At 72.6% G+C, this 23434-nt stretch carries 23 protein-coding genes; 5 read left to right on the forward strand and 18 right to left on the reverse strand.

What is annotated here, in order from left to right; genetic code table 11:
* Positions 1-27: 27 nt before the first annotated feature.
* Together FB470_RS29530 and FB470_RS29535 are read right to left on the reverse strand one after the other, a co-directional pair.
* Complete coding sequence (locus tag FB470_RS29530; protein WP_306996706.1) at positions 28-660, reverse strand: SAM-dependent methyltransferase; 633 nt, start codon at positions 658-660, stop codon at positions 28-30.
* A 686-nt stretch (positions 661-1346) separates the two neighbouring features.
* Positions 1347-1751, reverse strand: a complete 405-nt coding sequence (locus FB470_RS29535) for an SsgA family sporulation/cell division regulator (protein WP_306996708.1) — start codon at positions 1749-1751, stop codon at positions 1347-1349.
* A gap of 706 nt (positions 1752-2457) precedes the next feature.
* On the opposite strand from FB470_RS29535, the gene FB470_RS29540 reads away from it, so the two are divergent.
* Entirely contained in the window at positions 2458-3666 is a 1209-nt protein-coding gene (locus FB470_RS29540) for a YibE/F family protein (protein WP_306996710.1), read from the forward strand.
* A 48-nt stretch (positions 3667-3714) separates the two neighbouring features.
* Positions 3715-4005 carry a hypothetical protein gene (locus FB470_RS29545; RefSeq protein WP_306996712.1) on the forward strand — a complete coding sequence of 97 codons (291 nt, stop codon included), beginning with the start codon at positions 3715-3717 and terminating at the stop codon, positions 4003-4005.
* On the opposite strand, the gene FB470_RS29550 is transcribed toward FB470_RS29545, so the two are convergent.
* Together FB470_RS29550 and FB470_RS29555 are read right to left on the reverse strand one after the other, a co-directional pair.
* Positions 3962-4630, reverse strand: a complete 669-nt coding sequence (locus FB470_RS29550; RefSeq protein WP_306996714.1) for a hypothetical protein — start codon at positions 4628-4630, stop codon at positions 3962-3964. The genes FB470_RS29545 and FB470_RS29550 overlap by 44 nt on opposite strands.
* Complete coding sequence (locus FB470_RS29555) at positions 4630-5238, reverse strand: MBL fold metallo-hydrolase (protein WP_306996716.1); 609 nt, start codon at positions 5236-5238, stop codon at positions 4630-4632. The genes FB470_RS29550 and FB470_RS29555 overlap by 1 nt, the downstream gene beginning before the upstream one ends.
* Positions 5239-5383: 145 nt before the next feature.
* On the opposite strand from FB470_RS29555, the gene FB470_RS29560 reads away from it, so the two are divergent.
* Positions 5384-6235, forward strand: a complete 852-nt coding sequence (locus FB470_RS29560; protein WP_306996718.1) for a peptidylprolyl isomerase — start codon at positions 5384-5386, stop codon at positions 6233-6235.
* Between the two features lie 45 nt (positions 6236-6280).
* On the opposite strand, the gene FB470_RS29565 is transcribed toward FB470_RS29560, so the two are convergent.
* From FB470_RS29565 to pdxS, 13 genes are all read right to left on the reverse strand, one after another.
* Complete coding sequence (locus tag FB470_RS29565; RefSeq protein WP_306996720.1) at positions 6281-7054, reverse strand: enoyl-CoA hydratase/isomerase family protein; 774 nt, start codon at positions 7052-7054, stop codon at positions 6281-6283.
* A gap of 138 nt (positions 7055-7192) precedes the next feature.
* A complete protein-coding gene (locus FB470_RS29570; RefSeq protein WP_306996722.1) occupies positions 7193-9532 on the reverse strand; it encodes a RelA/SpoT family protein in 2340 nt (779 codons plus the stop codon).
* A 244-nt stretch (positions 9533-9776) separates the two neighbouring features.
* Entirely contained in the window at positions 9777-10295 is a 519-nt protein-coding gene (locus tag FB470_RS29575) for an adenine phosphoribosyltransferase (RefSeq protein WP_306996724.1), read from the reverse strand.
* A gap of 5 nt (positions 10296-10300) precedes the next feature.
* A complete protein-coding gene (gene secF / locus FB470_RS29580) occupies positions 10301-11530 on the reverse strand; it encodes a protein translocase subunit SecF (protein ID WP_306996726.1) in 1230 nt (409 codons plus the stop codon).
* A 1-nt stretch (position 11531) separates the two neighbouring features.
* Positions 11532-13106: a protein translocase subunit SecD gene (secD, locus tag FB470_RS29585; protein ID WP_306996728.1), complete on the reverse strand. Its 1575-nt coding sequence runs from the start codon at positions 13104-13106 to the stop codon at positions 11532-11534.
* Positions 13107-13240: 134 nt separating this feature from the next.
* Positions 13241-13639 (reverse strand): preprotein translocase subunit YajC, encoded by a 399-nt coding sequence (gene yajC / locus FB470_RS29590; RefSeq protein WP_306996730.1) that lies wholly within the window; start codon positions 13637-13639, stop codon positions 13241-13243.
* A gap of 99 nt (positions 13640-13738) precedes the next feature.
* The gene (gene ruvB / locus FB470_RS29595; RefSeq protein WP_306999550.1) at positions 13739-14722 is read right to left on the reverse strand and encodes a Holliday junction branch migration DNA helicase RuvB; all 984 of its coding nucleotides are present in this window, start codon (positions 14720-14722) and stop codon (positions 13739-13741) included.
* An 87-nt stretch (positions 14723-14809) separates the two neighbouring features.
* Complete coding sequence (gene ruvA, locus FB470_RS29600) at positions 14810-15403, reverse strand: Holliday junction branch migration protein RuvA (RefSeq protein WP_306996732.1); 594 nt, start codon at positions 15401-15403, stop codon at positions 14810-14812.
* Complete coding sequence (gene ruvC, locus FB470_RS29605; RefSeq protein ID WP_306996734.1) at positions 15400-16029, reverse strand: crossover junction endodeoxyribonuclease RuvC; 630 nt, start codon at positions 16027-16029, stop codon at positions 15400-15402. Before ruvC ends, ruvA begins: the two co-directional genes overlap by 4 nt.
* A 94-nt stretch (positions 16030-16123) precedes the next feature.
* Positions 16124-16642 (reverse strand): DUF4262 domain-containing protein, encoded by a 519-nt coding sequence (locus tag FB470_RS29610; RefSeq protein WP_306996737.1) that lies wholly within the window; start codon positions 16640-16642, stop codon positions 16124-16126.
* 177 nt (positions 16643-16819) lie between these two features.
* Positions 16820-17572 carry a YebC/PmpR family DNA-binding transcriptional regulator gene (locus tag FB470_RS29615; protein WP_306996739.1) on the reverse strand — a complete coding sequence of 251 codons (753 nt, stop codon included), beginning with the start codon at positions 17570-17572 and terminating at the stop codon, positions 16820-16822.
* On the reverse strand, positions 17569-18207 hold the full coding sequence (gene pdxT, locus FB470_RS29620; protein ID WP_306996742.1) for a pyridoxal 5'-phosphate synthase glutaminase subunit PdxT: 639 nt from the start codon (positions 18205-18207) through the stop codon (positions 17569-17571). Before pdxT ends, FB470_RS29615 begins: the two co-directional genes overlap by 4 nt.
* Positions 18208-19244: 1037 nt before the next feature.
* Entirely contained in the window at positions 19245-20159 is a 915-nt protein-coding gene (gene pdxS / locus FB470_RS29625) for a pyridoxal 5'-phosphate synthase lyase subunit PdxS (RefSeq protein ID WP_306996744.1), read from the reverse strand.
* A gap of 203 nt (positions 20160-20362) precedes the next feature.
* On the opposite strand from pdxS, the gene FB470_RS29630 reads away from it, so the two are divergent.
* Together FB470_RS29630 and FB470_RS29635 are read left to right on the forward strand one after the other, a co-directional pair.
* Positions 20363-22486 (forward strand): elongation factor G-like protein EF-G2, encoded by a 2124-nt coding sequence (locus FB470_RS29630; RefSeq protein WP_306996746.1) that lies wholly within the window; start codon positions 20363-20365, stop codon positions 22484-22486.
* Between the two features lie 47 nt (positions 22487-22533).
* Positions 22534-22854, forward strand: coding sequence for a hypothetical protein (locus FB470_RS29635; RefSeq protein ID WP_306996748.1), 321 nt, complete (start codon positions 22534-22536; stop codon positions 22852-22854).
* Positions 22855-22920: 66 nt separating this feature from the next.
* On the opposite strand, the gene FB470_RS29640 is transcribed toward FB470_RS29635, so the two are convergent.
* Positions 22921-23433, reverse strand: coding sequence for an XdhC family protein (locus tag FB470_RS29640; protein ID WP_306996750.1), 513 nt, complete (start codon positions 23431-23433; stop codon positions 22921-22923).
* Between the last annotated feature and the right edge of the window lies 1 nt (position 23434).

Below are 23434 nucleotides of genomic sequence, written 5' to 3' on the forward strand. Positions count from 1 at the left end.
CCAGCATCTCGATCATCCGGCGCGAGGTCAGGGCGCTGCCACCGTTGCGCGCCGCTGTCCAGCTCGCGACGGCCGCGAGCAACGGCTCGCCCGGTGCTGGGTTGGTGCCGGCCCCCTTCGGTGAGGGCGGCCGCCACGTGCGGGAGACACGCCCGCAACCGCCTCGTCCGAGAGGAACGGCGCGGGCAGCCAGATCAGGTCGTCGCGATCCCGTTCGCGCAGATCGACCGCGTCCTGATGGCGCAGTTCGATCCGGTCGGCGCCGGGGCCTGCGCCGTCCAGTTCCCGGCGGCCCAGCCGGATCGCCCGCTCGAAGCTGTCGATCCCGGTCACGTGGACGTGCGGAAGATCCCGGGCCAGCGCCCCGGTCCCGGTGCCGATGTCCAGAACGCGGCTTCCCGGGGTGGCGAGGCGGTCGGCCAGCCCCGGCAGGGAGGGCACGAGACGGGTGGCGAGCGCGTGTCCGGTTCCCGCGGAGGCACGTCCCTGATCGAGCAGAACGTCGTCGCTCTGCGCGTCCCACCCCGCCGGGGCTTCGCCGGCGGCGGCCGCGACCGCCTGCCACATGGAGCTCAGCCGTGCGGACGCCATGGTGGAGGAGGCGGGACCGTCCTGCAACGCGGGGACGGCGACCACGTCACTCCCCTCGCGGCGCACCACACCTGCGTCCTCCAGTACCGCGGTCCGCGCCGGATTCGCCGCCAGGGCATTCTCCAGCGAGCCCGTCCCGGCCCCCGCAAGGTCGAGCAGGCGGCCTCCCCGGCACCCAAGCCGGACTCCACAATAGTCACCGGCGTCAGATCTCGTCGCGGGCGAGGTCGACCCCGCCGTTCCACGGGGTCCTTTGTGGACGAGGAAGACCCGGGCGGCTGTGTGTGGATCCGCCGGTTCGAGGAGGAACAGGAACGAGCGGCCCTGGCCCCAGGGGGCAGAGCTTCCTGCTCGTCGACGGGATCAAGGTGACCCACGCCCCACTCGGAACTGCAGTAACCCTGCGGGCCTCGGCTCTCCGTCCCCAACGCCCGACAGCTGGGGTTCCCGATTCCACAGCGGAAGGGGCGGCGGCGGGGCCGCACCGTCGCCCTCTCCACTGCCGAGCGAGCCGCCGGACCTCGGACGCTCGGCCGTCACCGATGCAGTGGTGGCCCCCGCGGCCCTTAGCGGACGAACACCTCGATTCCGTTGGCCGCCGGCGGCCCGGCACCGTCTGAGGGCGTATTGCGCACCGTCGCCGGGGTGCCCCCGCCCGGCGGTCACCAGCGTCGTCGATTCGCCGCCGTGCGCGGCGCCCGCGAGGCGTCCAGTTTGGGCAGTACGACCCCGTCGTCGAGCATCGGGAACGGTGATCAGACCTTGGTGATCGCGGCGATGAACCCGTCCACGTCGACGAAGGCGCTTTCCGCTCCCAGGGGCACCAGCGTGTGCGTGGAGGCGACGAACCGGGCGGCCGCCTCGCGGCCGAACTCGACCACGGCGTACCCGTCCGGCGATTCCAGCTCCATCAGCATCTGGTCGGGGTCCGGGGACAGGTCCGGACGGATCCGCACGTCACCCTCACCGGCCGGCCCGCTCAGCCCGGCGACGAGGAGATCCCGCGCGAAGCACCACTCGACCCAGCTGCCGCGGTCGGCGCGGAAGGACAGGGTGACGGCGTAGGGGTCGGCCGTGGTGTAGCTCCACCGCGAGAAGACCGGGATGTCGTATCCGTCCAGGCTGACGAACTGGTGCTCCTCGACCATTTCCGCGTCCATGATCGGCCTCCCTCACATCCCGGGGTCTTCGCTTGGAGGACGCGGCAGGGCGGGCGCTGTTACGCGGTTTCGCCGAAGATTTTCGCGACCCACCCGCCGGAGTGATCCGGCCGGGCGGCACGATGATCCGGTGCAGCACGACAACGCCGACGCGGACACCGGCCCCATCCGCCGCGTCCCCGCCTCGCCGCCTGCTGCCGACCCCGCGCACCGCCGCGCGCGACGGGCGCGCGGCTACGCCGGGGACGCACCCGCCTGGCCCACCCACGGCGACGACACCGGCCGGCACAGCGCCGGCACCGATCCGGCGGGCCGGGGCGGCCCTCCCCCGTCACGGCGCCGCACCGCGGGAACCGGGGAACACGCCGCACCCGGCGCACGGCCCGCGACCGGAAGCCGCCCAGCCCGGGAACCGGCACGCCCGGACGGCGAACTCGGCAACCCGGACGGCGAAACCGGCCGCCGGCACCGAGGCACCCCGGCGCCCGCCGCCCACCGCCGTCGCGACGAGGCCGCGGGCGCCCCGGAGACCCCGGACCCACCGGGCAGCACGCGACGGGACAGCACCCCCCGCCGGGCAGCACGCCCGGCTCAGGGTGACCGCGACGCCACCGCGGGCGCGGCAGGTCCCGGCGCCGCGCGCCCCCGGCGCGCCGGAACAGCCCACGGGCACGGACACGGCCCCGCAGCCCCGGCGTCCCGCCGCGTGAAGCTGCTCCTCGCCTGGCTGCTCGGCCCGATCGCGGTCGCCACCGTGGCCGGGGTGCTCCTGCTCTACCCGTGGGGGCGGGACGCACCGACCTCGGCGATCTCCTCCGGCACCCCGGTGCACGGCACCATCACCACCGCGACCTCGGGACCGTGCCTGGCCGCCGGGCAGGTGCAGGTCGGCGACCAGCCCGATCCCGGCGCCAAACCGTGCCTGAGCGCGCGGGTCGAACTCACCGACGGACCGGGCAGCGGGCGGACCGTGGAGCTCACGGTCCCGATCGAGCCGAGCACCCCGCGCTTCAGCGCCGGCGACCACGTCGTCCTCGCCTACAACGGGGGTGACGCCGCCGACCCCGCCTCCTACCAGCTGATCGACTTCCAGCGCGGTCTCCCGCTCGCGGTGCTGGCCGCGCTGTTCGCGATCGCCGTGGTGGTGCTCGGCCGCTGGCACGGCCTGGCCGCGCTGGGTGCGCTGGTGCTGAGCTTCGTGGTGCTCGTGGCGTTCGTCCTGCCCGCGATCCTCGCCGGGGAGAACCCGCTGCTGGTGGCGATCGTGGGCGCCGGGCTCATCATGTTCATCGCCCTGTACCTGACCCACGGGCTGTCCGCGCGCACCTCGGTGGCCGTGCTGGGCACGCTGGCCAGCCTGGCGCTGATCGGCGCGCTGTCGGCGATCTTCTCCGCGGCGGCCTCGCTGACCGGCCTGGACGACAGCACCTCCACGCTCATCGCGTCGCTGGGCCACGGCATCGACGCCCGCGGCCTGCTGCTGGCCGGCATCGTAATCGGCGCGCTCGGGGTGCTCGACGACATCACCGTCACCCAGACCAGCGCGGTGTGGGAGCTGCGCCGCGCCAACCCGGCCCTGACGCGGCGCGAACTGTACTCGGCCGGGCTGCGGATCGGCCGCGACCACGTCGGCTCGGCGGTGAACACCCTGGTCATGGCCTACGCCGGGGCGGCGCTGCCGGTGATGCTGTACTCGTCGATCTCCGGGGTCGGGCTGGGGGCGATCCTCGGTTCCCAGGACGTCGCGCAGGAGATCGTGCGCACGCTCGCGGGCAGTGTCGGCATCGTCGCGGCGGTCCCGGTGACCACGGTGCTCGCCGCGGTCATCGCCAGCCGGGAACCCGTCAGTCACATCAGCCCCACTAGTGCTCATGAGCCCCAGCCCACGACCCCGGCCCGGTCAGCGCCACCGTGATGGGGTACGAAGGCCGGGCACACGGTTGGCATCCCGTGGGGAGGGGTCTTGGTCGTCCACGCACTGCCGGGGCAGGTGTCCCGGGCCGCCGCCCGCGCCGCCCGCGCGCTCACCAGCCTGCCGCGCATCGCCATCGTGCTCACCGAACTCCGCGACGCCGCCGGGCACCTCGAACGGCTCGCGACCTTCGCCGCCGAGGAGCTGCCGGAGATCGTCTACCAGCTGGAGGGCATCCGCGAGCAGCTGACCGCGATCGAGAACCGGCTCGGCGGCCGCGACGGGCGGCAAGCGGGCCTCACCCCAGCCGCGCGACGAACCGGCTCACCGCCTCCATCGTGAACCGCTGGGCGATCTTGCCCGACGGCGCCGCGGACGCCAGCTGGTACAACGGCCGCTCCGGCACACCCGCGCCGCGCGCCTCCGCCCGCAGCTGCGCGACGAGCAGCTCGGCGAACACCAGCCCGTTGGACTCGATGTTGTCCGCCAGCGCGTCGGCCAGCCGCCGCAGCGTGAGGATGGGCAGCTCGCGGCCGCCGGTACCGGCGTAGACGGCGACGTCGATCTTCACCACCTGGCCGCGCTGCCCGGAGTTGAACAGCAGGCTCACCGTGCGCGCGCCCCGGACGTCGGTGACCAGCAGGTCGATCCGCCGCGCCGTGGTCAGGTCCACGCGGCGCGTGCGCCAGGTCCGCACCAGCACCGCGGTGCCCTCGAGCCACAGCTTGCGCCGCACGTTCCACAGCACGACGTAGAGCAGCGGCAGGCCCACCACGAGCGCGGCGACCAGCCCCGCGACGCGCCCCCCGATCAGCCCGGCGACGCCGCCGAACGCCGCGGCCATGATCAGCACGCCCACCAGGCCCGAGACCAGCCGCTTGCGGGCCAGGCCCGGGTCCTCCTGGTGCAGCGGCAGCCGCTGCGGTTCCGCCGGCTTCCTCGGCTCCCCGGTCACGTTCTCCCCCATCACGGCACCGGAACGACGCTGCGCGCCCCGCTCAGGAACGGATTGCCGGCCCGCTCGCGGCCGATCGTCGTGGCCGGACCGTGCCCGGGCAGCACCACCGTGTCGTCGGGCAGCGGCAGCAGCACGTCACGCAGCGACTCCCCCAGCCGCCGGTGGTCGCCGCGGCCGATCGAGCCCGCGAAGAGCGTGTCGCCGGTCAGGGCGAGCCGCCCGCCCTCCGGCGTGGCCACGCGGAACACGACCGATCCGGCGGTGTGGCCGGGCGCCGGGTCGACCTCGATCACCAGGTCCGCCAGTTCCAGCGGGGCACCGGTCAGCTCGCGGACGTCGGCGGGTTCTCCGCCGTCGTACAGGCCGCGGTCGGCCGGGTGGATCCACATCGGAACGTCGTGGGCCGCGGTCAGCAGCGCGGCGTCGGCGACGTGGTCGGGGTGGCCGTGCGTGGCCAGCACGGCCACCGGCGTCAGGCGGTGTTCGGCGAGGGCGCCGGCGACGGCGCCGGCCGAGTCCTGCCCGGGGTCCACCACCACGCAGGCGGTGTCCGCTCCGGGCGCGAGCAGGTAGCAGTTGGCCTGCAGCGCGCCGGCTCCGAACCCGACGACGAGCACGAAAATCCACCTCCGCGTCCACGCGTTCCCCGCGCCCGGGATGTCCGGCACACCACCCTAACCGGGGCTGTACAGGGTCCTTACAGGCTGTGCCCATAGACTGCCGCCACCCGGTCGGTGACGTCGAGTGGATTCTGGAGGGCAGGTGGCGACCAACCAGCAGCGCCGTGAGGCCGCGAAGCGCAAGCTCGAGCGGCAGATGGCCCGCCGGGCCGAGCAGGCGCGGCGCCGGAAGATCGTCGGCGTCGGCGCGACCGTCGGCGCGGTGGTGGTGGTCGCCGGGCTGGTGGTGTTCTTCGCGACCCAGGGCGGCGACGACGGCGGCGCGGCGGCGTCCCCGACGACGGCCCCGTCCGCCACCGAGCTGAACATCCCGACGCAGCGCGCGGCGGTGCCGCAGCGTCCGAAACCACTGGCGAACCCGGTGCAGTGCGAGTACCCGGCCACGCCGGACCAGCCCGCCGCCAAGCCGAACACCCCGCCGCAGGGCAAGAACATCCCGTCCACGGGGACGGTGAACGTCACGTTCAAGACCACCGCCGGGGACATCCCGCTGACGCTGGACCGCGCGCTCGCGCCGTGCACCGTGAACAGCTTCCTCAGCCTGGCGCAGCAGGGTTTCTACACCGACACCGCGTGCGCGCGTCTGGGCACGGACGCGAGCCTGATGATGCTGCAGTGCGGTGACCCGACGGGCACCGGCAGCGGCGGCCCGGGCTACTCGTTCGCCGACGAGACGTTCCCCGAACTGAAGTACGGCCGCGGGCTGCTGGCGATGGCCAACGCCGGCCCGAACACCAACGGCAGCCAGTTCTTCATGGTCTACGGTGCCGCCGAGCTGAGCCCCGACTACACGGTGTTCGGCTCGATCTCCGACGCCGGCCTCGCGGTGCTCGACAAGGTCGCCCGCGCCGGGCACGACGGCAGCTTCGACCCGAGCCCGGGTGGCGGCAAGCCGAACATGGAGGTCAAGTTCACCGCGGTGCAGATCGGCTGACGCGTCCGGTGGCCTCCGTCCGGTTCGGACGGAGGCCGCGATGCGTCAGGAGGCGGTGAACCTGGGCGGGCGGCGGTCCAGGAAGGCGGCGACGCCCTCCGCGTAGTCCTCGCCGTGGATGGCGGCCAGCCGGATCGCCTCGACCTCGTCGTCGGTCTCGGACCGCCCGTCGAGGATCTTGCCGATGATCCGGTTCATGCCGCGGATCGAGGCCTGGGAACGGGAGCAGAGGGTGGCGGTGAACTGCTCCACGGTGGTGTCGAGGTCGTCGGAGACGTCGTTGACGAGGCCGATCTCGCGGGCCCGGGTGGCGTCGATCAGCTGACCGGACAGCAGGAAGTACCGCGCGTGGGCGGGCCCGATCAGCGACACGAGCTGGTGGGTGGAGCGGAAGTCGTAGACGATGCCCAGTTTCGCCGGGGTGATCCCGAAACGGGCGCCGGGGTCGGCGAAGCGGAAGTCGCAGGCGACCGAGATCTGGCAGCCGCCGCCGATGCAGTTGCCGCGGATCTTCGCCACGGTCGGCTTGGTCATGCCGGCGAGCGCGGTCACGGCGCCCTCGACGACCTTGTCGTAGGCCGCCGCGCCGTCCGCTGTGGAGCGCAGGCTGCCGAACTCGCTGATGTCCGCACCGGCCGAGAAGTCCGCCCCCGCGCCGGTCAGCACGAGCACCTTCAGCGCCGGATCACCCTCGACCTCCCCCACGACGTCCGGGATCGCCGCCCACATGTCGTGCGTGATCGCGTTCTTCTTCTCCGGCCGCGCGAAGGTCAGCGTGGCCACTGCCCCGTCGCGGGCGAACTCCAGCCCAGATGCCATGCGCCGACAGTAGAGGGCACCGCCGGGCCGGCGCCGTGAGGCACGCCACCGGAGCCGCGCGCCGCGGCGGGCCGGGCCTTGGACCTCACTCCCGCAGGCCGAAGCCGCCACCCTCGGCTGCGCCCTCGCCCTGGCTGACTACGAGGCCGACGTGACGCGGTAGACGTCGTAGACGCCCTCGACGCCCCGGACCACCTTCAGCACGTGGCCCAGGTGCTTGGGGTCGCCCATCTCGAAGGTGAACCGGCTGACCGCGACCCGGTCCCGGGAGGTCTGCACCGACGCGGACAGGATGTTGACCTTCTCGTCCGCCAGCACCTTCGTCACGTCGGACAGCAGCCGGTGCCGGTCGAGCGCCTCGACCTGGATGGACACCAGGAACACCGAGTTCGCCGACGGCGCCCACTCCACCTCGACCAGCCGCTCGGGCTGGGCGCGCAGGTCCTCGGCGTTCGTGCAGTCCGTGCGGTGCACGCTGACGCCACCGCCGCGGGTGACGAAACCCAGGATCTCGTCGCCGGGCACCGGGGTGCAGCAGCGCGCCAGCTTCGTCCACACGTCGGTCGCGTCCTTGACCACCACGCCGACGTCGTTGGCCGCCCGGCGCCGGGTGACCGTCGACGGCGTGGACCGGGCCGCGAGCTCGTCCTCGGCCTCCTCGACACCGCCGATCAACGCCACCAGCCGCTGCACGACGTGCCGCGCGCTGACGTGCCCTTCGCCGACCGCGGCGTACAGCGAGCTGATGTCGGAGTGATGCAGCTCGGCCGCCAGCGCGCCCATCGCCTCCGCCGACACCAGCCGCTGCAGCGGCAGCCCGACCTTGCGGACCTCCTTGGTGATCGCGTCCTTGCCCGCGTCGATGGCCTCGTCGCGGCGTTCCTTCGCGAACCACTGGCGGATCTTGGCGCGCGCCTTGGGCGACTTGGCGAAGGTCAGCCAGTCGCGGCTGGGCCCGGAGTTCTCCGCCTTGGAGGTGAAGATCTCGACGACGTCGCCGTTCTCCAGCTTGCGTTCCAGCGCGACGAGCCGGCCGTTGACGCGTGCGCCGATGCAGCGGTGCCCCACCTCGGTGTGCACGGCGTAGGCGAAGTCGACCGGTGTGCCGCCGACCGGCAACGTCACGACGTCGCCCTTGGGCGTGAAGACGAAGATCTCGCGGGCGGCGAGCTCGTAGCGCAGCGAGTCGAGGAACTCCCCCGGGTCCGCCGCCTCGCGCTGCCAGTCGAGCAGCTGCCGCATCCACGCCATCTCGTCGATGTCGACGGCGGTGCCGTGAGAACTGCTGTGGGTGCCTCGGGTTTCCTTGTACCGCCAGTGCGCGGCGATGCCGTACTCGGCCGTGTGGTGCATCTCGTAGGTGCGGATCTGCACCTCGAGCGGCTTGCCGTCGGGACCGATGACGGTGGTGTGCAGCGACTGGTACACACCGAAGCGCGGCTGGGCGATGTAGTCCTTGAACCGGCCGGGCATCGGCTGCCACAGCGCGTGCACGACACCCATGGCCGCGTAGCAGTCCCGCACGTCCTCGACGAGGATGCGCACGCCCACCAGGTCGTGGATGTCGTCCAGGTCGCGGCCGCGGACGATCATCTTCTGGTGGATCGAGTAGTAGTGCTTCGGCCTGCCCTCGACCTTCGCGGTGATGCGGGAGCCGCCGAGCGCGCCGGTCAGCTCGTCGATCACCTTGCGCAGGTAGATGTCCCGCGACGGGGCGCGGTCGGCGACGAGCCGGACGATCTCGTCGTACTTCTTGGGCTGCAGGATGGCGAACGCCAGGTCCTCCAGCTCCCACTTGACCGTCGCCATGCCCAGGCGGTGCGCCAGCGGCGCCAGGACCTCGAGGGTTTCCTTGGCCTTGCGGACCTGCTTCTCCGGCGGCAGGAACCGCATGGTGCGCATGTTGTGCAGGCGGTCGGCGAGCTTGATGACGAGGACGCGCGGGTCGCGGGCCATCGCGATGACCATCTTGCGGATGGTCTCGGCCTCGGCCGCGGTGCCCAGCTTGACCTTGTCCAGCTTGGTGACGCCGTCGACGAGCTGGGCGACCTTGTCGCCGAAGTCGGCGGTCAGCTGTTCCACCGAGTAGCCGGTGTCCTCGACCGTGTCGTGCAGCAGCGCCGCGACGAGGGTCGTGGTGTCCATGCCCAGCTCGGCGAGGATCGTCGCCACCGCGAGCGGGTGGGTGATGTAGGGGTCGCCGGACTTGCGCCGCTGGTGCCGGTGCAGCTCCTCGGCCACGTCGTAGGCGCGCTGCAGCAGGCTCAGGTCCGCGTTCGGGTGCAGGTCGCGGTGGATCGCGGCGAGCGGTTCGAGGACCTGCTTGACCGGGGCGGCGCGCTGCGCGGTGATGCGGCGCGCGAGCCGGGCGCGGACGCGCCGCGTCGCGGACGGGGCCCTGGTGACGCCCTGCGGCTGGGCGCCGCGGTTCTCGGCGGTCTCCCGAGCGGGTGCGGGGCTCCCGAGCTCCTGGCTCAAGCCCACCTCCTGCTGATCGCGCGGCCTGTAGACCACCAAGCGTAACCCCGGGGGTGGCCTCGTTGTTCCCAGCCGCGCCGAAGGACCACCGGACGCGCCCAACGGTCACCTCGGCAGCCCGAACGACCCGAAGCGCCAAAGGCGCACGCCACCGGAAGCAGCCCCGACCAGGCCACGCCGGGCACGAGAACCAGCGTCAGGGCGCCCGTGTGTTCCCCGGCCGGTGGCCGGGCGCACCGGCCGGTCAGACCGCGAGCAGCGAGCGCACTGTGCGGCCGCTCAGCACCGACCGCCCCGCCAGGGCCGCCAGCTCCAACACCACCGACACCCCGGCCACCTCGGCACCGGCCTTCTCCAGCAGCTCACACGCCGCCGCCACGGTGCCACCGGTCGCGAGCACGTCGTCGATCACCACCGCGCGACGGCCGGGCTCCACGACGCCCGCGGGCAGCTCCAGCGTCGCGGTTCCGTACTCCAGCGCGTAGTCCACCCGGCCCGCCACGCTCGGCAGTTTGCCGGGCTTGCGCACCAGCACCACGCCGAGCCCGCGCGCGTAGCCGACCGCCGCGGCAAGCAGGAACCCGCGCGCTTCCACCGCGGCCAGCAGGTCCACCGCGGGGTCGACCGTCGCGGCCAGTGCGTCGACCACCGCGCGGAACCCGTCGGCGTCGGCGAACAGCGGGGACAGGTCGCGGAACAGCACGCCGGGCTCGGGGAAGTCCGGCACCTCGGCGATCAGGCCGAGAGCACGCTCCAGCTCCACCCCGCTCAGCGCTTCCGCTTGCCCGAGGGCCGCCCGCGCCGCGGCTGCGCCTTCGGCGTCCGCGCCGGGACGCTCGCCGCCGCCGCGTACGCCTTCTCCTTGCGCAGCTCGGCGTCCAGCGCCTCGTCGTCGGCCGCGTCGAAGTCGGCGTCCCGCTCGGCGGCCTTGCGGGCCTGGTTCGCGCGGCGCGCCCGCACCCGCTCGGCCTGCTGCTTGTACTTCGGGTCCCGCATCTTGAGGTCCACCAGCAGCGGCGTGGCCAGGAACAGCGACGACAGCACACCGGCGAGCATGCCGGTCAGCTGCACGAGCGCCAGGTCCTGCAGCGTGCCCGAGCCGAGCAGGATGTAACCGACGATCAGCAGGCCGAGCACCGGCAGCAGCGCGATGACCGACGTGTTGATCGACCGCATCAGCGTCTGGTTCAGCGCCAGGTTCGCCGTCTCGCCGTAGGTGCGCCGCGTCAGGCCGAGGATGCCGCGGGTGTTCTCCTTGACCTTGTCGAACACCACCACGGTGTCGTACAGCGAGAAGCCGAGGATCGTCAGCAGGCCGATCACCGTCGCCGGGGTCACCTCGAACCCGACCAGCGAGTAGATGCCCGCGGTGACGAGGATGTCGTGCACCAGCGCGATGAGCGCGGTGATCGCCATCCACCGCTCGAAGTAGATCGCCAGGAACACGGTCACCAGGACCATGAACACCCCGAGCGCGATGAGCGCCTGCCGCGAGATCTCCTGCCCCCAGGACGCGCTCACCGCGCTGTCGCTGATGGCCTGCGCGCTCGGCTGGCCGTTGCTGCCCAGCGGCTTGAGCTCGTCGAACAGGGACTGCTTGACCTTGCCGACCTGGTCGGCGTCCAGCGTGCTGGACCGCAGCTGGACGGTGGCGGCGTTGCCGACACCGACCGTCTGGGCCGACTCGGCCTGCTCGCCCAGCGCGTCGGCGAACGCCCGCTTCGCGTCGTCGGCGGTGATCGGGCCGTTCGCACCCTGGGCCGGCATCTGGATCTGCGTGCCGCCCTCGAACTCGATGCCGAGGTTGAAGCCCTTGATGCCGATCGAGGCGAGGCAGACCAGCACGAGCACGGCGAAGAACACGTACCAGCGCTTGCGCTTGCCGACGATGTCGAACGCGCCCGTGCCGACGTAGAGCCGGTGGAACACGCTCTCCCGACGGGCCGGCTTCGCGGCCGGCGTGGCGCCGGCGGTCTCGGTGTTCAGCTCGTCAGCCACCTCAGGACTCCTTCGCGCCCGCGCCGGCGGGCACCTTGCGCGCGGACCGGCGCTGCGCGGCCAGCGTCTGCACGCCGCCAAGGCCGGTGAGTTTCGGCTGGGACAGGAACTTCGACTGCGACGCCAGCGCGACCAGCGGGTGCGTCACCAGGAACACCACGATCAGGTCGAGGACGGTCGACATGCCCAGGGTGAAGGCGAAGCCCTGCACGTCGCCGACCGCGATGGCGTACAGCACCGCGGACGCGAGGAACATGACCGCGTCCGAGGCGAGGATCGTGCGCCGGGCGCGCACCCAGCCGCGTGGCACCGCGGAGCGGAAGCTGCGCCCGCCCTCGCGTATCTCGTCCTTGAGCCGTTCGAAGAACACCACGAACGAGTCCGCGGTGACACCGATGGCGATGATGAACCCGGCGACGCCGGCGAGGTCGAGCGTGAAGTTGATCCACCGCCCGAGCAGCACCAGCACCGCGTAGACGATGAGACCGGACAGGGCCAGCGACACGATGGTCAGCAGGCCGAGCAGGCGGTAGTACACCAGGCAGTAGATGAACACCAGCGCCAGGCCGATGCCGCCGGCGATGAGGCCCGCCTCGAGCGAGGCCAGGCCGAGCGTGGCGGACACGGTGGTGGCGTCGGAGGAGGTGAACGACAGCGGCAGTGAGCCGTACTTGAGGATGTCGGCGAGGTCCTTGCTGGACTGCTGCGTGAAGTTGCCCGTGATCTGCGTCTGGCCGTCGAGGATCGCGCTCTGGATCGTCGGCGCGGACACGACCTGGGTGTCCAGCACGAACGCCGCGTTCTGGCCGATGTTCTTGGTGGTGAAGTCGCCCCACACCTTGCGGCCCTCGGACTTGAACGTCAGGTCCACGGTCCACTGGGGCTTGTTCTGCGCCGGCGGGGAGGACACCGCGTTGTCGATCTCGGTGCCCTTGAGGAACACCGGGCCGAGCAGGTACTTCGCCGTGCCGTTCTGGTCGCACGCCAGCAGCGGCAGGTTCGGGTCGTCGTTGCCGCGCAGCGGGTCCTGCGTCGAGCAGGTGAACGCGCTCAGCGCCGCGGAGGCGTTCGGGCCCGCGGCGAGGGTGTCGCCGCTGCCGGTGACCAGGTCCGCCGCCTGGCGGGTCGCCTTGGCGGCCTGGATCGCGGCCGGGTCCTCGGCCTGACCGGGCGGCGGCGCGGCCGGCGGCGCGGTCGCCTGCTGCATGTCGAGGACCTTGCGGAAGCCCAGCTGGGCGGTCTGGCCCAGCTTCTTGGCCTGGTCGCCCTGCTCGCCCGGTACCGTGATCACGATGTTGCTGCCGTCGAGGACGACCTCGGTGCCACTGACACCGATGCCGTTCACGCGGGTCTCGATGATCTGGCGGGCCTGGTTGAGCGACTCGCGTGAGGGCGCCGAACCGTCCGGCGTGCGCGCGCTCAGCGTCACCCGGGTGCCGCCCTGCAGGTCGATGCCCAGCTTCGGGGTCGCCTTGCCGCCGCCGGTGAAGAACACCAGGGCGTAGAGCACGACCACGATCAGGATGAACAGGCCGAGATAGCGTCCCGGGCGGATCCGCCCGGCCGGTGGTGCCACGGTGGTGGTTCTCCTCGACGGTCAACTGTGCGGACTACCGCCTACGCGGCGGTACGCAGACACTACTCGCCGCGTTGTGAACGCGGCGTCGACCCCGGCGCCTCCGCCGGACGCCGGGGTTGCCCTGGACCGGGCTACTTCTTCTCGTGCTCCAGCGGCGGCGCGATCTGCGGGCCGGGCTTCGCGTCGGCCTCGGCCACCGAAGCCCCGGTGGTCTCCTCGGCCGGCTCGACGACAGCCTCGTCCTCGTCGGCGCCGGTCTCGTCGACCTCGGGCGCGACCTTCTCACGCACCGCCTGGCGCAGCCACGTCGTGACGACACCGGGCGCGATCTCGATGTCGATCGTGGTGTCGCTGCTGGTGTCGGCCACCGTGCCGTACAGGCCGGAGGTCGTCATCACCCGGTCGCCGTCGGACAGGCTGCTCTGCAGCTTCTGCTGCTCCTGCGCGGCACGCTTCTGCTTCCGGGTGCCCATCACCAGCGGGATCGCCACGACGAGCATGAGCAGCAACGGCAGGAAAAGCTGTTCCATGATTCTCCATTCGGCGCCACGACCGCGGCCGGCGCGCCAATTTTGTCCGGATGTGCTCTTTCGAGTGTGCCAGGCACCACCGCCCGGGCGAGCACCCGGTTAGTCGAACAGGGTAGGCCCTGCCTGGTCCGGGCGGGAGGGCGGGCGCAGCCCCAGGTGCTCCCAGGCACTCGCCGTCGCCACCCGGCCACGCGGAGTCCGGGCGAGCATACCCGCGCGCACCAGGTAGGGCTCGCACACTTCCTCGACCGTCGTCGGTTCCTCACCGACCGCCACCGCGAGGGTGGCCACGCCGACCGGGCCGCCACCGAAGGAGTGCACCAGTGCCGACAGCACCGCGCGGTCGAGCCGGTCCAGCCCCAGCTCGTCGACGTCGTAGACCGCCAGCGCGGCGCGGGCGACCTCCAGCGTGACCCGGCCGTCCACGCGCACCTCGGCGTAGTCGCGGACCCGGCGCAGCAGGCGGTTGGCGATGCGGGGCGTGCCGCGCGAGCGGCGCGCGATCTCCGCGCTGCCCTCGGCGTCGATCTCGATGTCCAGGATCTTCGCCGACCGGCGGACCACCTGGTCGAGCTCGTGGTCGGCGTAGAACTCCATCTGGCCGGTGAACCCGAAGCGGTCGCGCAGGGGACCGGTCAGCGCGCCCGACCGGGTGGTGGCGCCGACCAGGGTGAACGGCGCGATCTCCAGCGGGATGCTGGTGGCGCCGGGACCCTTCCCGACCACGACGTCGACGCGGAAGTCCTCCATCGCCAGGTACAGCATCTCCTCGGCCGGACGGGCGATGCGGTGGATCTCGTCGATGAACAGCACGTCGCCCTCGGCCAGGTTGGACAGCATCGCGGCGAGGTCGCCCGCGCGTTCCAGGGCCGGGCCGGAGGTGATGCGGATCGAGGCGTCCAGCTCGGCCGCGACGATCATCGCCAGGCTCGTCTTGCCCAGGCCGGGCGGGCCGGACAGCAGCACGTGGTCCGGCGGCACACCGCGGCGGCGGGCGCTCTCCAGCACCAGTTCCAGCTGCTCGCGCACCCGCGGCTGGCCGATGAACTCGCTCAGCCTGCTCGGGCGCAGTGTCGTCTCCATCTCGCGCTCGCCCAGCTGGGGCAGCGCGGAGAGGGTCTCGTCCGCCGGCTGTCCGGTCACGTCCTCATCGTGCACGCGTCACCAGCCTCACTTGCGGCCGAGGGTGCTCAGTGCGGCGCGGAGCACGGCCGGAGTGGTGTCGGCCCCGCCGGCGGCCAGGACCTTCTCCACGGCCTGCTCGGCCTGCTTGGCCGGGAACCCGAGGCCGGTGAGGGCCTCGACGACCTCGGCGCGCACCGCGCCGGCGGCCGGGACCGCGGCCGGCTCACCGGCGCCGGCGACCGCGGTGACCTTGTCGCGCAGTTCGAGCGTGAGCCGCTCGGCGCCCTTGCGCCCGATGCCCGGGACCTGGGTGAGCACGGTGATGTTGCCTTCGGCCAGCGCCGTGCGCAGCTTGTCCGGCTCGAGCACCGCCAGCGCGGCCAGCGCCAGCCGCGGGCCGATGCCGGAGACGGTCTGCAACAGCCCGAACAGCTCGCGAGCCTCGGCGTCGGCGAACCCGAACAGGGTCAGCGAGTCCTCACGCACCACCAGCGAGGTGTGCAACCGGGTCTGCTCGCCGCGGCGCAGCGTGGCCAGCGTCGCCGGCGTCGCCTGCACCGCGAGGCCGACCCCGCCGACCTCCACCACCACGTGGTCGAGACCGACCGAGAGGACCTCGCCCCGCACCGAGGAGATCATCCCCGCACTCCCTTCCCTCGTGTCCGCGTGTTCAGCCGCGTCACGGCCGTCCGGGACACGGTATTGGCCGACTTCGCCGCCGCGGCCAGCCGGGCCTGGTGCGCCCGGGCCAGCTCGGCGGCGCGTGCCTCGGCCTCGGCGAGCCGGTCGCGCATCGGCTGGCGCCACAGGTGGCAGATGGCCAGCGCGAGCGCGTCCGCGGCGTCGGCGGGGCGGGGCGCCTGCGCGAGCCCCAGCAGCCGGGTCACCATCCCGGTGACCTGCGCCTTGTCGGCGCGGCCGGACCCGGTGACGGCGGCCTTGACCTCGCTCGGGGTGTGGAACACGACCGGCAGCCCGCGGCGGGCGGCGGCCAGTGCCACCACTCCCCCGGCCTGGGCGGTGCCCATCGCGGTGCGCACGTTGTGCTGGCTGAAGACCCGCTCGACGGCCACCGCCTGCGGGCGGTAGGTGTCCAGCCAGTGCTCGACGGCGTCGGCGACCGCGAGCAGGCGGCGCTCCAGCGGGTCGCCGACCGGGGTGCGCACGACGTCCACCGCCACACAGCTGACGGTGCGGCCCGTGCCGCCGTCCACCACGCCGAGCCCGCACCGGGTCAGCCCGGGGTCCACGCCGAGCACTCGCACCGATCACCCTCCCTGCCGAACACGCGTTCGAGGTGAGGCTACCGCGCTGCGGGGCGACGGCCCGGCAGGACGCGCCGGGGCGGATGATCGTCCTTTATGGACCGTCCACGCCGGGGGTCCAGCTCTCCGGGTCGCCGCTCTCGGTCAGCACCGGCTGCCACTGCGCGAACCCCTCGGGCGCACCCTCGCTCCACGGCCAGTGGCCGTCGGGGGTGGCGACGATGATCTGCAGCGCCGGGAAGTCGCCGTCGGGGTAGACCAGGAAAGCGCTGCCGAGGTACTCGAGGTAGTGGCCCTTCGCGACGCGCTCGAAGGTGACCGGCACGCCGTCGAAGAAGTCGTCGTAGACCTTGCCCGGCTCGAACTTCTCCCCGTTGGCGGCGCGGTCGACGTAGGCGTCGAGCAGCACCGGCGCCATCTGCTCGGGCAGCCCGACCACGACCGCCTCCGGCACCTGGTGCAGCGCCCACACGCACGCGGTGAACGCGTAACCCGCTCCTTCGTCGTCCGCGGCCACCGAGATCACCGCGTTGCCACGGGTTTCGGCCTGGTTGACGATCCACTCGAGGAGGTCGGATTCTTCGGGAGCGAGGGTCTCGGTCACGGGCGGCATTCTGCCGTACCGGCCCGGGCGCGGCACAGCCCCCGTGGGTGGAAAATTCCCGTTGCACGCCAAGGGCCCTCCGGCGCGGCGCACCGGAGGGCCCTTGTGGGTGAAGGCGTTACGCGCCGACCTCTTCGAGCACCTCGTCGGAAACGCGGAATCGGACGCAGGGCGTAGACGTTCCCGTCACGCGCCGACTTCCTCGAGCACCTCGTCGGAAACGTCGAAGTTGGCGTAGACGTTCTGCACGTCGTCGCAGTCCTCGAGCGCGTCGATCAGCCGGAAGACCTTCTTGGCGCCCTCGGCGTCGAGCGGGACGCTCACCGACGGCAGGAAGGTCGGGTCAGCCGACTCGTAGTCGTAGCCGGCCTCCTGCAGCGCCTTGCGGACGCCGATCAGGTCGGTGGCCTCGGAGACGATCTCGAAGTTGTCGCCGAGGTCGTTGACCTCCTCGGCGCCCGCGTCGAGGACGGCCATCAGGACGTCGTCCTCGGTGAGGTCGTTCTTCGGCATGATCACGACGCCCTTGCGGTTGAACAGGTACGCCACCGAGCCCGGGTCGGCGAGCGAGCCGCCGTTGCGGGTCAGGGCGGTGCGCACCTCGCCGGCCGCGCGGTTGCGGTTGTCGGTCAGGCACTCGATCAGCACCGCGACGCCGTTGGGGCCGTAGCCCTCGTAGTTGATCGTCTGCCAGTCGGCGCCGCCCGCTTCCTCACCGGCGCCGCGCTTGCGCGCACGCTCGATGTTGTCCTGCGGGACCGAGTTCTTCTTCGCCTTCTGGATGGCGTCGTACAGCGTCGGGTTGCCCTCGGGATCGCCCCCGCCGGTCCGCGCGGCGACCTCGATGTTCTTGATGAGTCTCGCGAACAGCTTGCCACGCTTGGCGTCGAGGGCGGCCTTCTTGTGCTTCGTGGTGGCCCACTTGGAGTGGCCGCTCATCTCTCCTCCGTCTCGCTCGTCGTCGCCGCGTCCCGCACCATCTCCACGAACAGGCGATGGACCCGATCGTCCCCGGTCAGCTCCGGGTGGAAGGCCGTGGCGAGCACCGGCCCCTGCCGGACCGCGACGATCCTAGCGCCGGTGCTTCCGGTCGCGGGCACCGTGGCCAGGACCTCGACCCCGTCGCCGGTTTTCTCCACCCACGGGGCGCGGATGAAGACGGCGTGCAGCGGGCCCGCCGGGGTGAGCTCCGCGAAGTCCAGGTCCTCCTCGAAGGAGTCCACCTGGCGCCCGAACGCGTTGCGGCGCACGATCACGTCGAGCGCGCCGAGCTGGTGCTGGTCGGGGCGGCCGTCCAGGGCCTGCTTGGCGAGCAGGATCATGCCCGCGCACGAGCCGAAGGCCGGCATCCCCGCGGCGAGGCGCTCGCGGAGCGGGTCGAGGAGGTCGAAGGTCTCGAGCAGGCGGGACACGGTCGTGGACTCCCCGCCCGGCAGGACGAGACCGTCCACGCGGGCGAGCTCGGACGCGCGACGGACGGTGACGGTTCTCGCGCCGGCCCGCTCGAGCATCGCGGAGTGCTCCCGCACGTCCCCCTGCAGGGCGAGCACCCCGATCACCGGTACCGCGGACACGTTGACCTCCTGAAACCTGTTCGATGACTACTTTATGCGCGTGGTGGGTCTGGGGGTGGTGAGGCCTCATCGCCGGGTGGGGATGAGGCCTCCGGGCCGGGTTGGCGGTGGTGAGGCCTCCCGGGCCCGGGTTGGGGCGAAGCCGCGGGGCGGGGTGGGCGGTGGTGAGGCCTACGGGCCGGGTTGGGGGTGAGGTCTCGGGGCCGGGTGGCTTGGAGTCGCGTGGACCCGGGTCCGGGTGGCGCGGCCGGGTGGGCCGGGGCGGGAGCGGCCTCGGCCGGGTGGCCTGAGTGCTCGCCGTTTGCACTCGCCTTGGTGCCGTTGCCCCTTTCAGGTAGGCGCCGCAGGTCCGTGCGTGAACCCACCGGCGGCCCGTTCCTGCACGCCCCGCTGGTCCATCCGCCCGGGCACCGGCGGTCCGTTCGTGGGGGCACCGGCGGTCCGCTCGTGGGGGCACCGGCGGTCCGCTCGTGGGGGCACCACTGGCATCCACGCGAAGGGCATTTTCGCTCGTGTACGGGTGGGCCACCCGCCCGGATGTGCCTGGTCCGTTCGCGGCGGCGCCACTGGCGCGCGCACGAACGGACCTCTCGCACACCCACCAGCGGTCCACCCACCTCGGCAGGACGTGCCCAGTCGCGCGGGCGCATCGGCACCTCACGACTGGCACCCTCGCGCGCCAACCGCTGGTCCGACCGTGCGGGAGCCACTGACACCCGCACGAACGGAAGCTTGGTGGCGCCGTCACTGGAGCAGGGCCCGGACCGCCATCGGCCAACCAGCCGGTGCGCACCCCGCCAGCCACCGGTCACAGGTGCACACCCGGCCGACCGCCGCTCGACAACCAGCCGCTCCGCGCCCCGCCGACCACCGACCGCTCCGCACCCCGCTGGCCGCCAGCCCGTGAGGACCCGGCCGCCGAACGACCGTCACTCGGGACCGCCACCCGGCCGGCCACCCAACAACCGCCACCCGGCGCCGGACACCCAAACGACCGCCGGCCGACCGGTCCGCACCCACCGGCCCGCCGAAACGACCTACCAGCCCCGCTCCGCGAGCCGGTGCGGTTCGGGCACGTCGTCGACGTTGATGCCGACCATGGCCTCCCCCAGGCCGCGCGACACCTTGGCGATCACGTCGGGGTCGTCGTGGAACGTGGTCGCCTTCACGATCGCCTCCGCGCGCTTCGCGGGGTCACCCGACTTGAAGATGCCGGACCCGACGAACACGCCCTCGGCGCCGAGCTGCATCATCATCGCCGCGTCGGCGGGGGTCGCGATGCCCCCGGCGGTGAACAGCACCACCGGCAGCTTGCCCTTCTCGGCCACCTCGCGCACCAGCTCGTACGGCGCCTGCATCTCCTTGGCGGCCACGTACAGCTCGTCCTCGGGCAGCGACGTCAGCCGCCGGATCTCCGCCCTGATCTTGCGCATGTGGGTGGTCGCGTTGGAGACGTCACCGGTACCGGCCTCGCCCTTCGACCGGATCATCGCCGCGCCCTCGTTGATCCGCCGCAACGCCTCCCCGAGGTTCGTGGCCCCGCACACGAACGGCACGGTGAACGCCCACTTGTCGATGTGGTTGGCGTAGTCGGCGGGGGTCAGCACCTCGGACTCGTCGATGTAGTCCACGCCGAGCGACTGCAGCACCTGCGCCTCGACGAAATGACCGATGCGCGCCTTCGCCATCACCGGGATGGACACCGCGCTGATGATGCCGTCGATCAGGTCCGGGTCGCTCATCCGCGCCACGCCACCCTGCGCGCGGATGTCGGCCGGCACCCGCTCCAGCGCCATCACGGCCACGGCACCCGCGTCCTCGGCGATCTTCGCCTGGTCGGGGGTGACGACGTCCATGATCACGCCGCCCTTGAGCATCTCGGCCATACCACGCTTGACACGCGCGGTGCCCCGCTCGGGCGCGGCGGAACTGCTGGACTGAACTTCGGACACGACAGGACGCCTTTCAGGGAGAACCAACAACAACCTCCAGCGTATGAGCCGGTGGACCGCTCTCCCAGGCCAGTTCGGCCCTATCTCGGCAGGCCACTTTCGCTCCGTGGGCGCAACCTCACCGCACCGGGGTTGCCGGACCATGCTCGCCGGGTGTGTGATCGGAGACACACCTTCGACAGCGTTGTTCCCGGGAGCCTGCCATGGCCGACAAACAAGCCCGCACCGTCGATGCCGGAGCCGCGGTCGCTGTAGACGACCCGGTCAACGTCCGCAACGTGGTCCTGGTCGGCCCCTCCGGATCCGGCAAGACCACCCTCACCGAGGCCCTGCTCGCGGTGTCCGGCACCGTGAGCAGGGCCGGTTCCGTTGTGGAGGGCACCACGGTCTGCGACCACGACCCGGCGGCGGTGCGCCAGCAGCGCTCGGTCGGGCTGTCGGTGGCGCCGGTGATGCACAACGGCTACAAGATCAACCTGATCGACACCCCCGGCTACGCCGACTTCGTGGGCGAACTGCGGGCCGGGCTGCGCGCCGCCGACGCCGCCCTGTTCGTCGTGTCCGCCGCCGAGGGCGTGGACCCGGCGACGGTGGCCATCTGGGAGGAGTGCGCCGCGGTGGGCATGCCGCGCGCCGTGATCGTCTCCCGCCTCGACCACCACCGCGCCGACGCCGAGACCGAGATCGCCGCGTGCCAGGAGGTCTTCGGCGCGGGCGTGCTGCCGCTGTACCTGCCGGCGAGCGGATCGGGCACCGGCCTGATCGGGCTCATCACCCGCCGGTTCTTCGACTACTCCGAGGGCTACCCGCCGCGCGTCGGCGAACCGTCGCCGGAGGACTTGGAGCGCCTCACCGAGGCGCGCAACGAGCTGATCGAGGGCGTGATCTCCGAGAGCGAGGACGAGACGCTCATGGACCGCTACCTCGCGGGCGAGGAGATCGGCGAGGACACCCTCATCGCCGACCTGGAGACCGCGGTCGCCCGCGGCTCGTTCCACCCGGTCATCCCGGTGTGCGCGACCACCGGCGTGGGCCTGGCCGAGGTGCTGGACGGGATCGTGCGCGCGTTCCCGTCCCCGCTGGAGCACGCGCTGCCGCCGGTGACCACCCCCGACGGCGCCGCCCACCCCGAGCTGAGCACAGACCCGGACGGGCCGCTGGCCGCTGAGGTGGTGCGCACCGCCGTGGACTCCTACGTGGGGCGCGTGTCGCTGGTGCGGGTGTTCTCCGGGACGCTGCGCCCGGAACGCCCGGTGCACGTCTCCGGCCACGGCCTGGCCGAGCGCGGGCACGAGGACCACGACACCGACGAACGGGTCGCGCACCTGTACTCGCCGCTGGGCGCCAACCTGCGCGAGGTGCCCTACTGCGTGGCCGGTGACCTGTGCGCGCTGACGAAGGTCGGCTCCGCCGAGACCGGCGACACCGTCTCCTCCCCCGACCACCCGCTCCTGATGCGTCCCTGGCCGATGCCCGAGCCGCTGCTGCCGGTCGCCGTGGTGGCCCGCAACCGCAGCGACGAGGACGCCCTGGCGCGCAACCTGTCGCGGCTCGTGGCCGGCGACCCGACGCTGCGGCTGGAACGCAACCCCGAGACCGCGCAGCTGGTCCTGTGGTGCATGGGCGAGGCGCACGCGGACGTGGTCCTGTCCCGGCTCCGGGCCGGCGGGGCCGAAGTGGACACCGAGCCGGTGAAGACGAGCCTGCGGGAAACGTTCGCCGGCCCGGCGAAGGGGCACGGGCGGCACGTCAAGCAGTCCGGCGGGCACGGCCAGTACGCCGTGTGCGACATCGAGGTCGAGCCGCTGCCGCGCGGCAGCGGGTTCGAGTTCGTCGACCGGATCGTCGGCGGCGCGATCCCGCACCAGTTCATCCCCAGCGTGGAGAAGGGAGTGCGGGCGCAGCTGCAACGCGGGCTGACCGCCGGGTACCCGGTGGTCGACGTGCGCGTGACGCTGGTCGACGGCAAGGCGCACAGCGTGGACTCCTCCGACGCGGCGTTCCAGACGGCCGGGTCGCTGGCGCTGAAGGAGGCGGCCGCCAACGGGCGGGTCGTGCTGCTCGAACCGCTCGACGAGGTCGCGGTGTCGCTGCCCGACGAGTACCTGGGCACGGTGCTCGGGGACCTGTCGTCGCGGCGCGGCCGCGTGCTGGGCACCGAGTCCGGGGAGGGTGGCCGCACCGTCATCCGCGCCGAGGTGCCCGCCACGGAGCTGCTGCGCTACACCACCGAGCTGCGGTCACTGAGTTCCGGGACGGCGACCTTCACCCGGCGGCACGCGCGGTACGACCCGCTGCCGGAGAACCTGGCGGCCTCACAGGCCTGACCCGGAAACCGCGGGCGCCCGGTGATCATCGCCGCTATGCTCGGCGCATGACCAGCCAGTACGCCCGCTACCGGGAGGACGCCGACGTTCTCGCGGCGATCGGCGCCGCCGTCGGTGAGCAGGCCGGCCGGATCACGGTGCGGCTGCCGCGGGCGCTCGCCGACGCCGCGGTCGCGGCCTGGGAACGGGACGAGATCGAGCCGTTGCCGGCCGAGACACCGGAGCAGCGGGTGCTGCGGGACCGGGCCGCCGAGCTGGCGCTGATCGGCCTGGCGGTGAGCGAACGCGGCCGGCGCGAGGGCGACGTGGTGGAGGTCGACCTCGACGCGGGGGCGGTGGGGGCCGCCGTGCGCGCCGCGCCGCGCTGACCGCCCGGTCCGCGCAGACCTCGGCACGGGACCACACGCTCGCCACCCGGCGGGCCGGCCGATGCGTCAGCGGGTGAAGAAGCCGCCCGGGCGGGAATTGCGGTCGGCGATCAGGCCGGCCAGCGTGGCGATCGCGATCTCGGCCGGGCGGCGGGACCCGATGTCCAGTCCGATGGGCCGGTGCACGCGGTCGATGTCCGCCTGGGGCACGCCCAGCGAGCGCAGCGCCTCGACGTGCGGGCCCTCGTGCCGCGGGTTGCCCATCACCCCCACCCAGCGCACCGGCCGCGCCAGCACGTCCCGCAGCGCCGGACCCAGCTCGGGCCGGTGGTGGTCGGTCACCACGACGTCGGTGTCCTCGTCCAGGTCCGGCAGCACGCTCGTGACCTTGACCGCGACATCGATCGACCGGGACGGGTCCGGGTCGAACAGCACCGGGCGGTAACCGAGGTCCTGCCCGTACCGCAGCAGGAAACTCGCGACCGGTGACGCGAACACGGCCACCAGCGTCCGCGTCTCCTGCTCAGCTGCACCTTCGCCGTGCGCCACCGCGCACGCGGCGTCTGTTTCCGAAGCCATC

It is taken from the genome of Amycolatopsis thermophila (assembly GCF_030814215.1).
GTDB lineage: Bacteria > Actinomycetota > Actinomycetes > Mycobacteriales > Pseudonocardiaceae > Amycolatopsis_E > Amycolatopsis_E thermophila.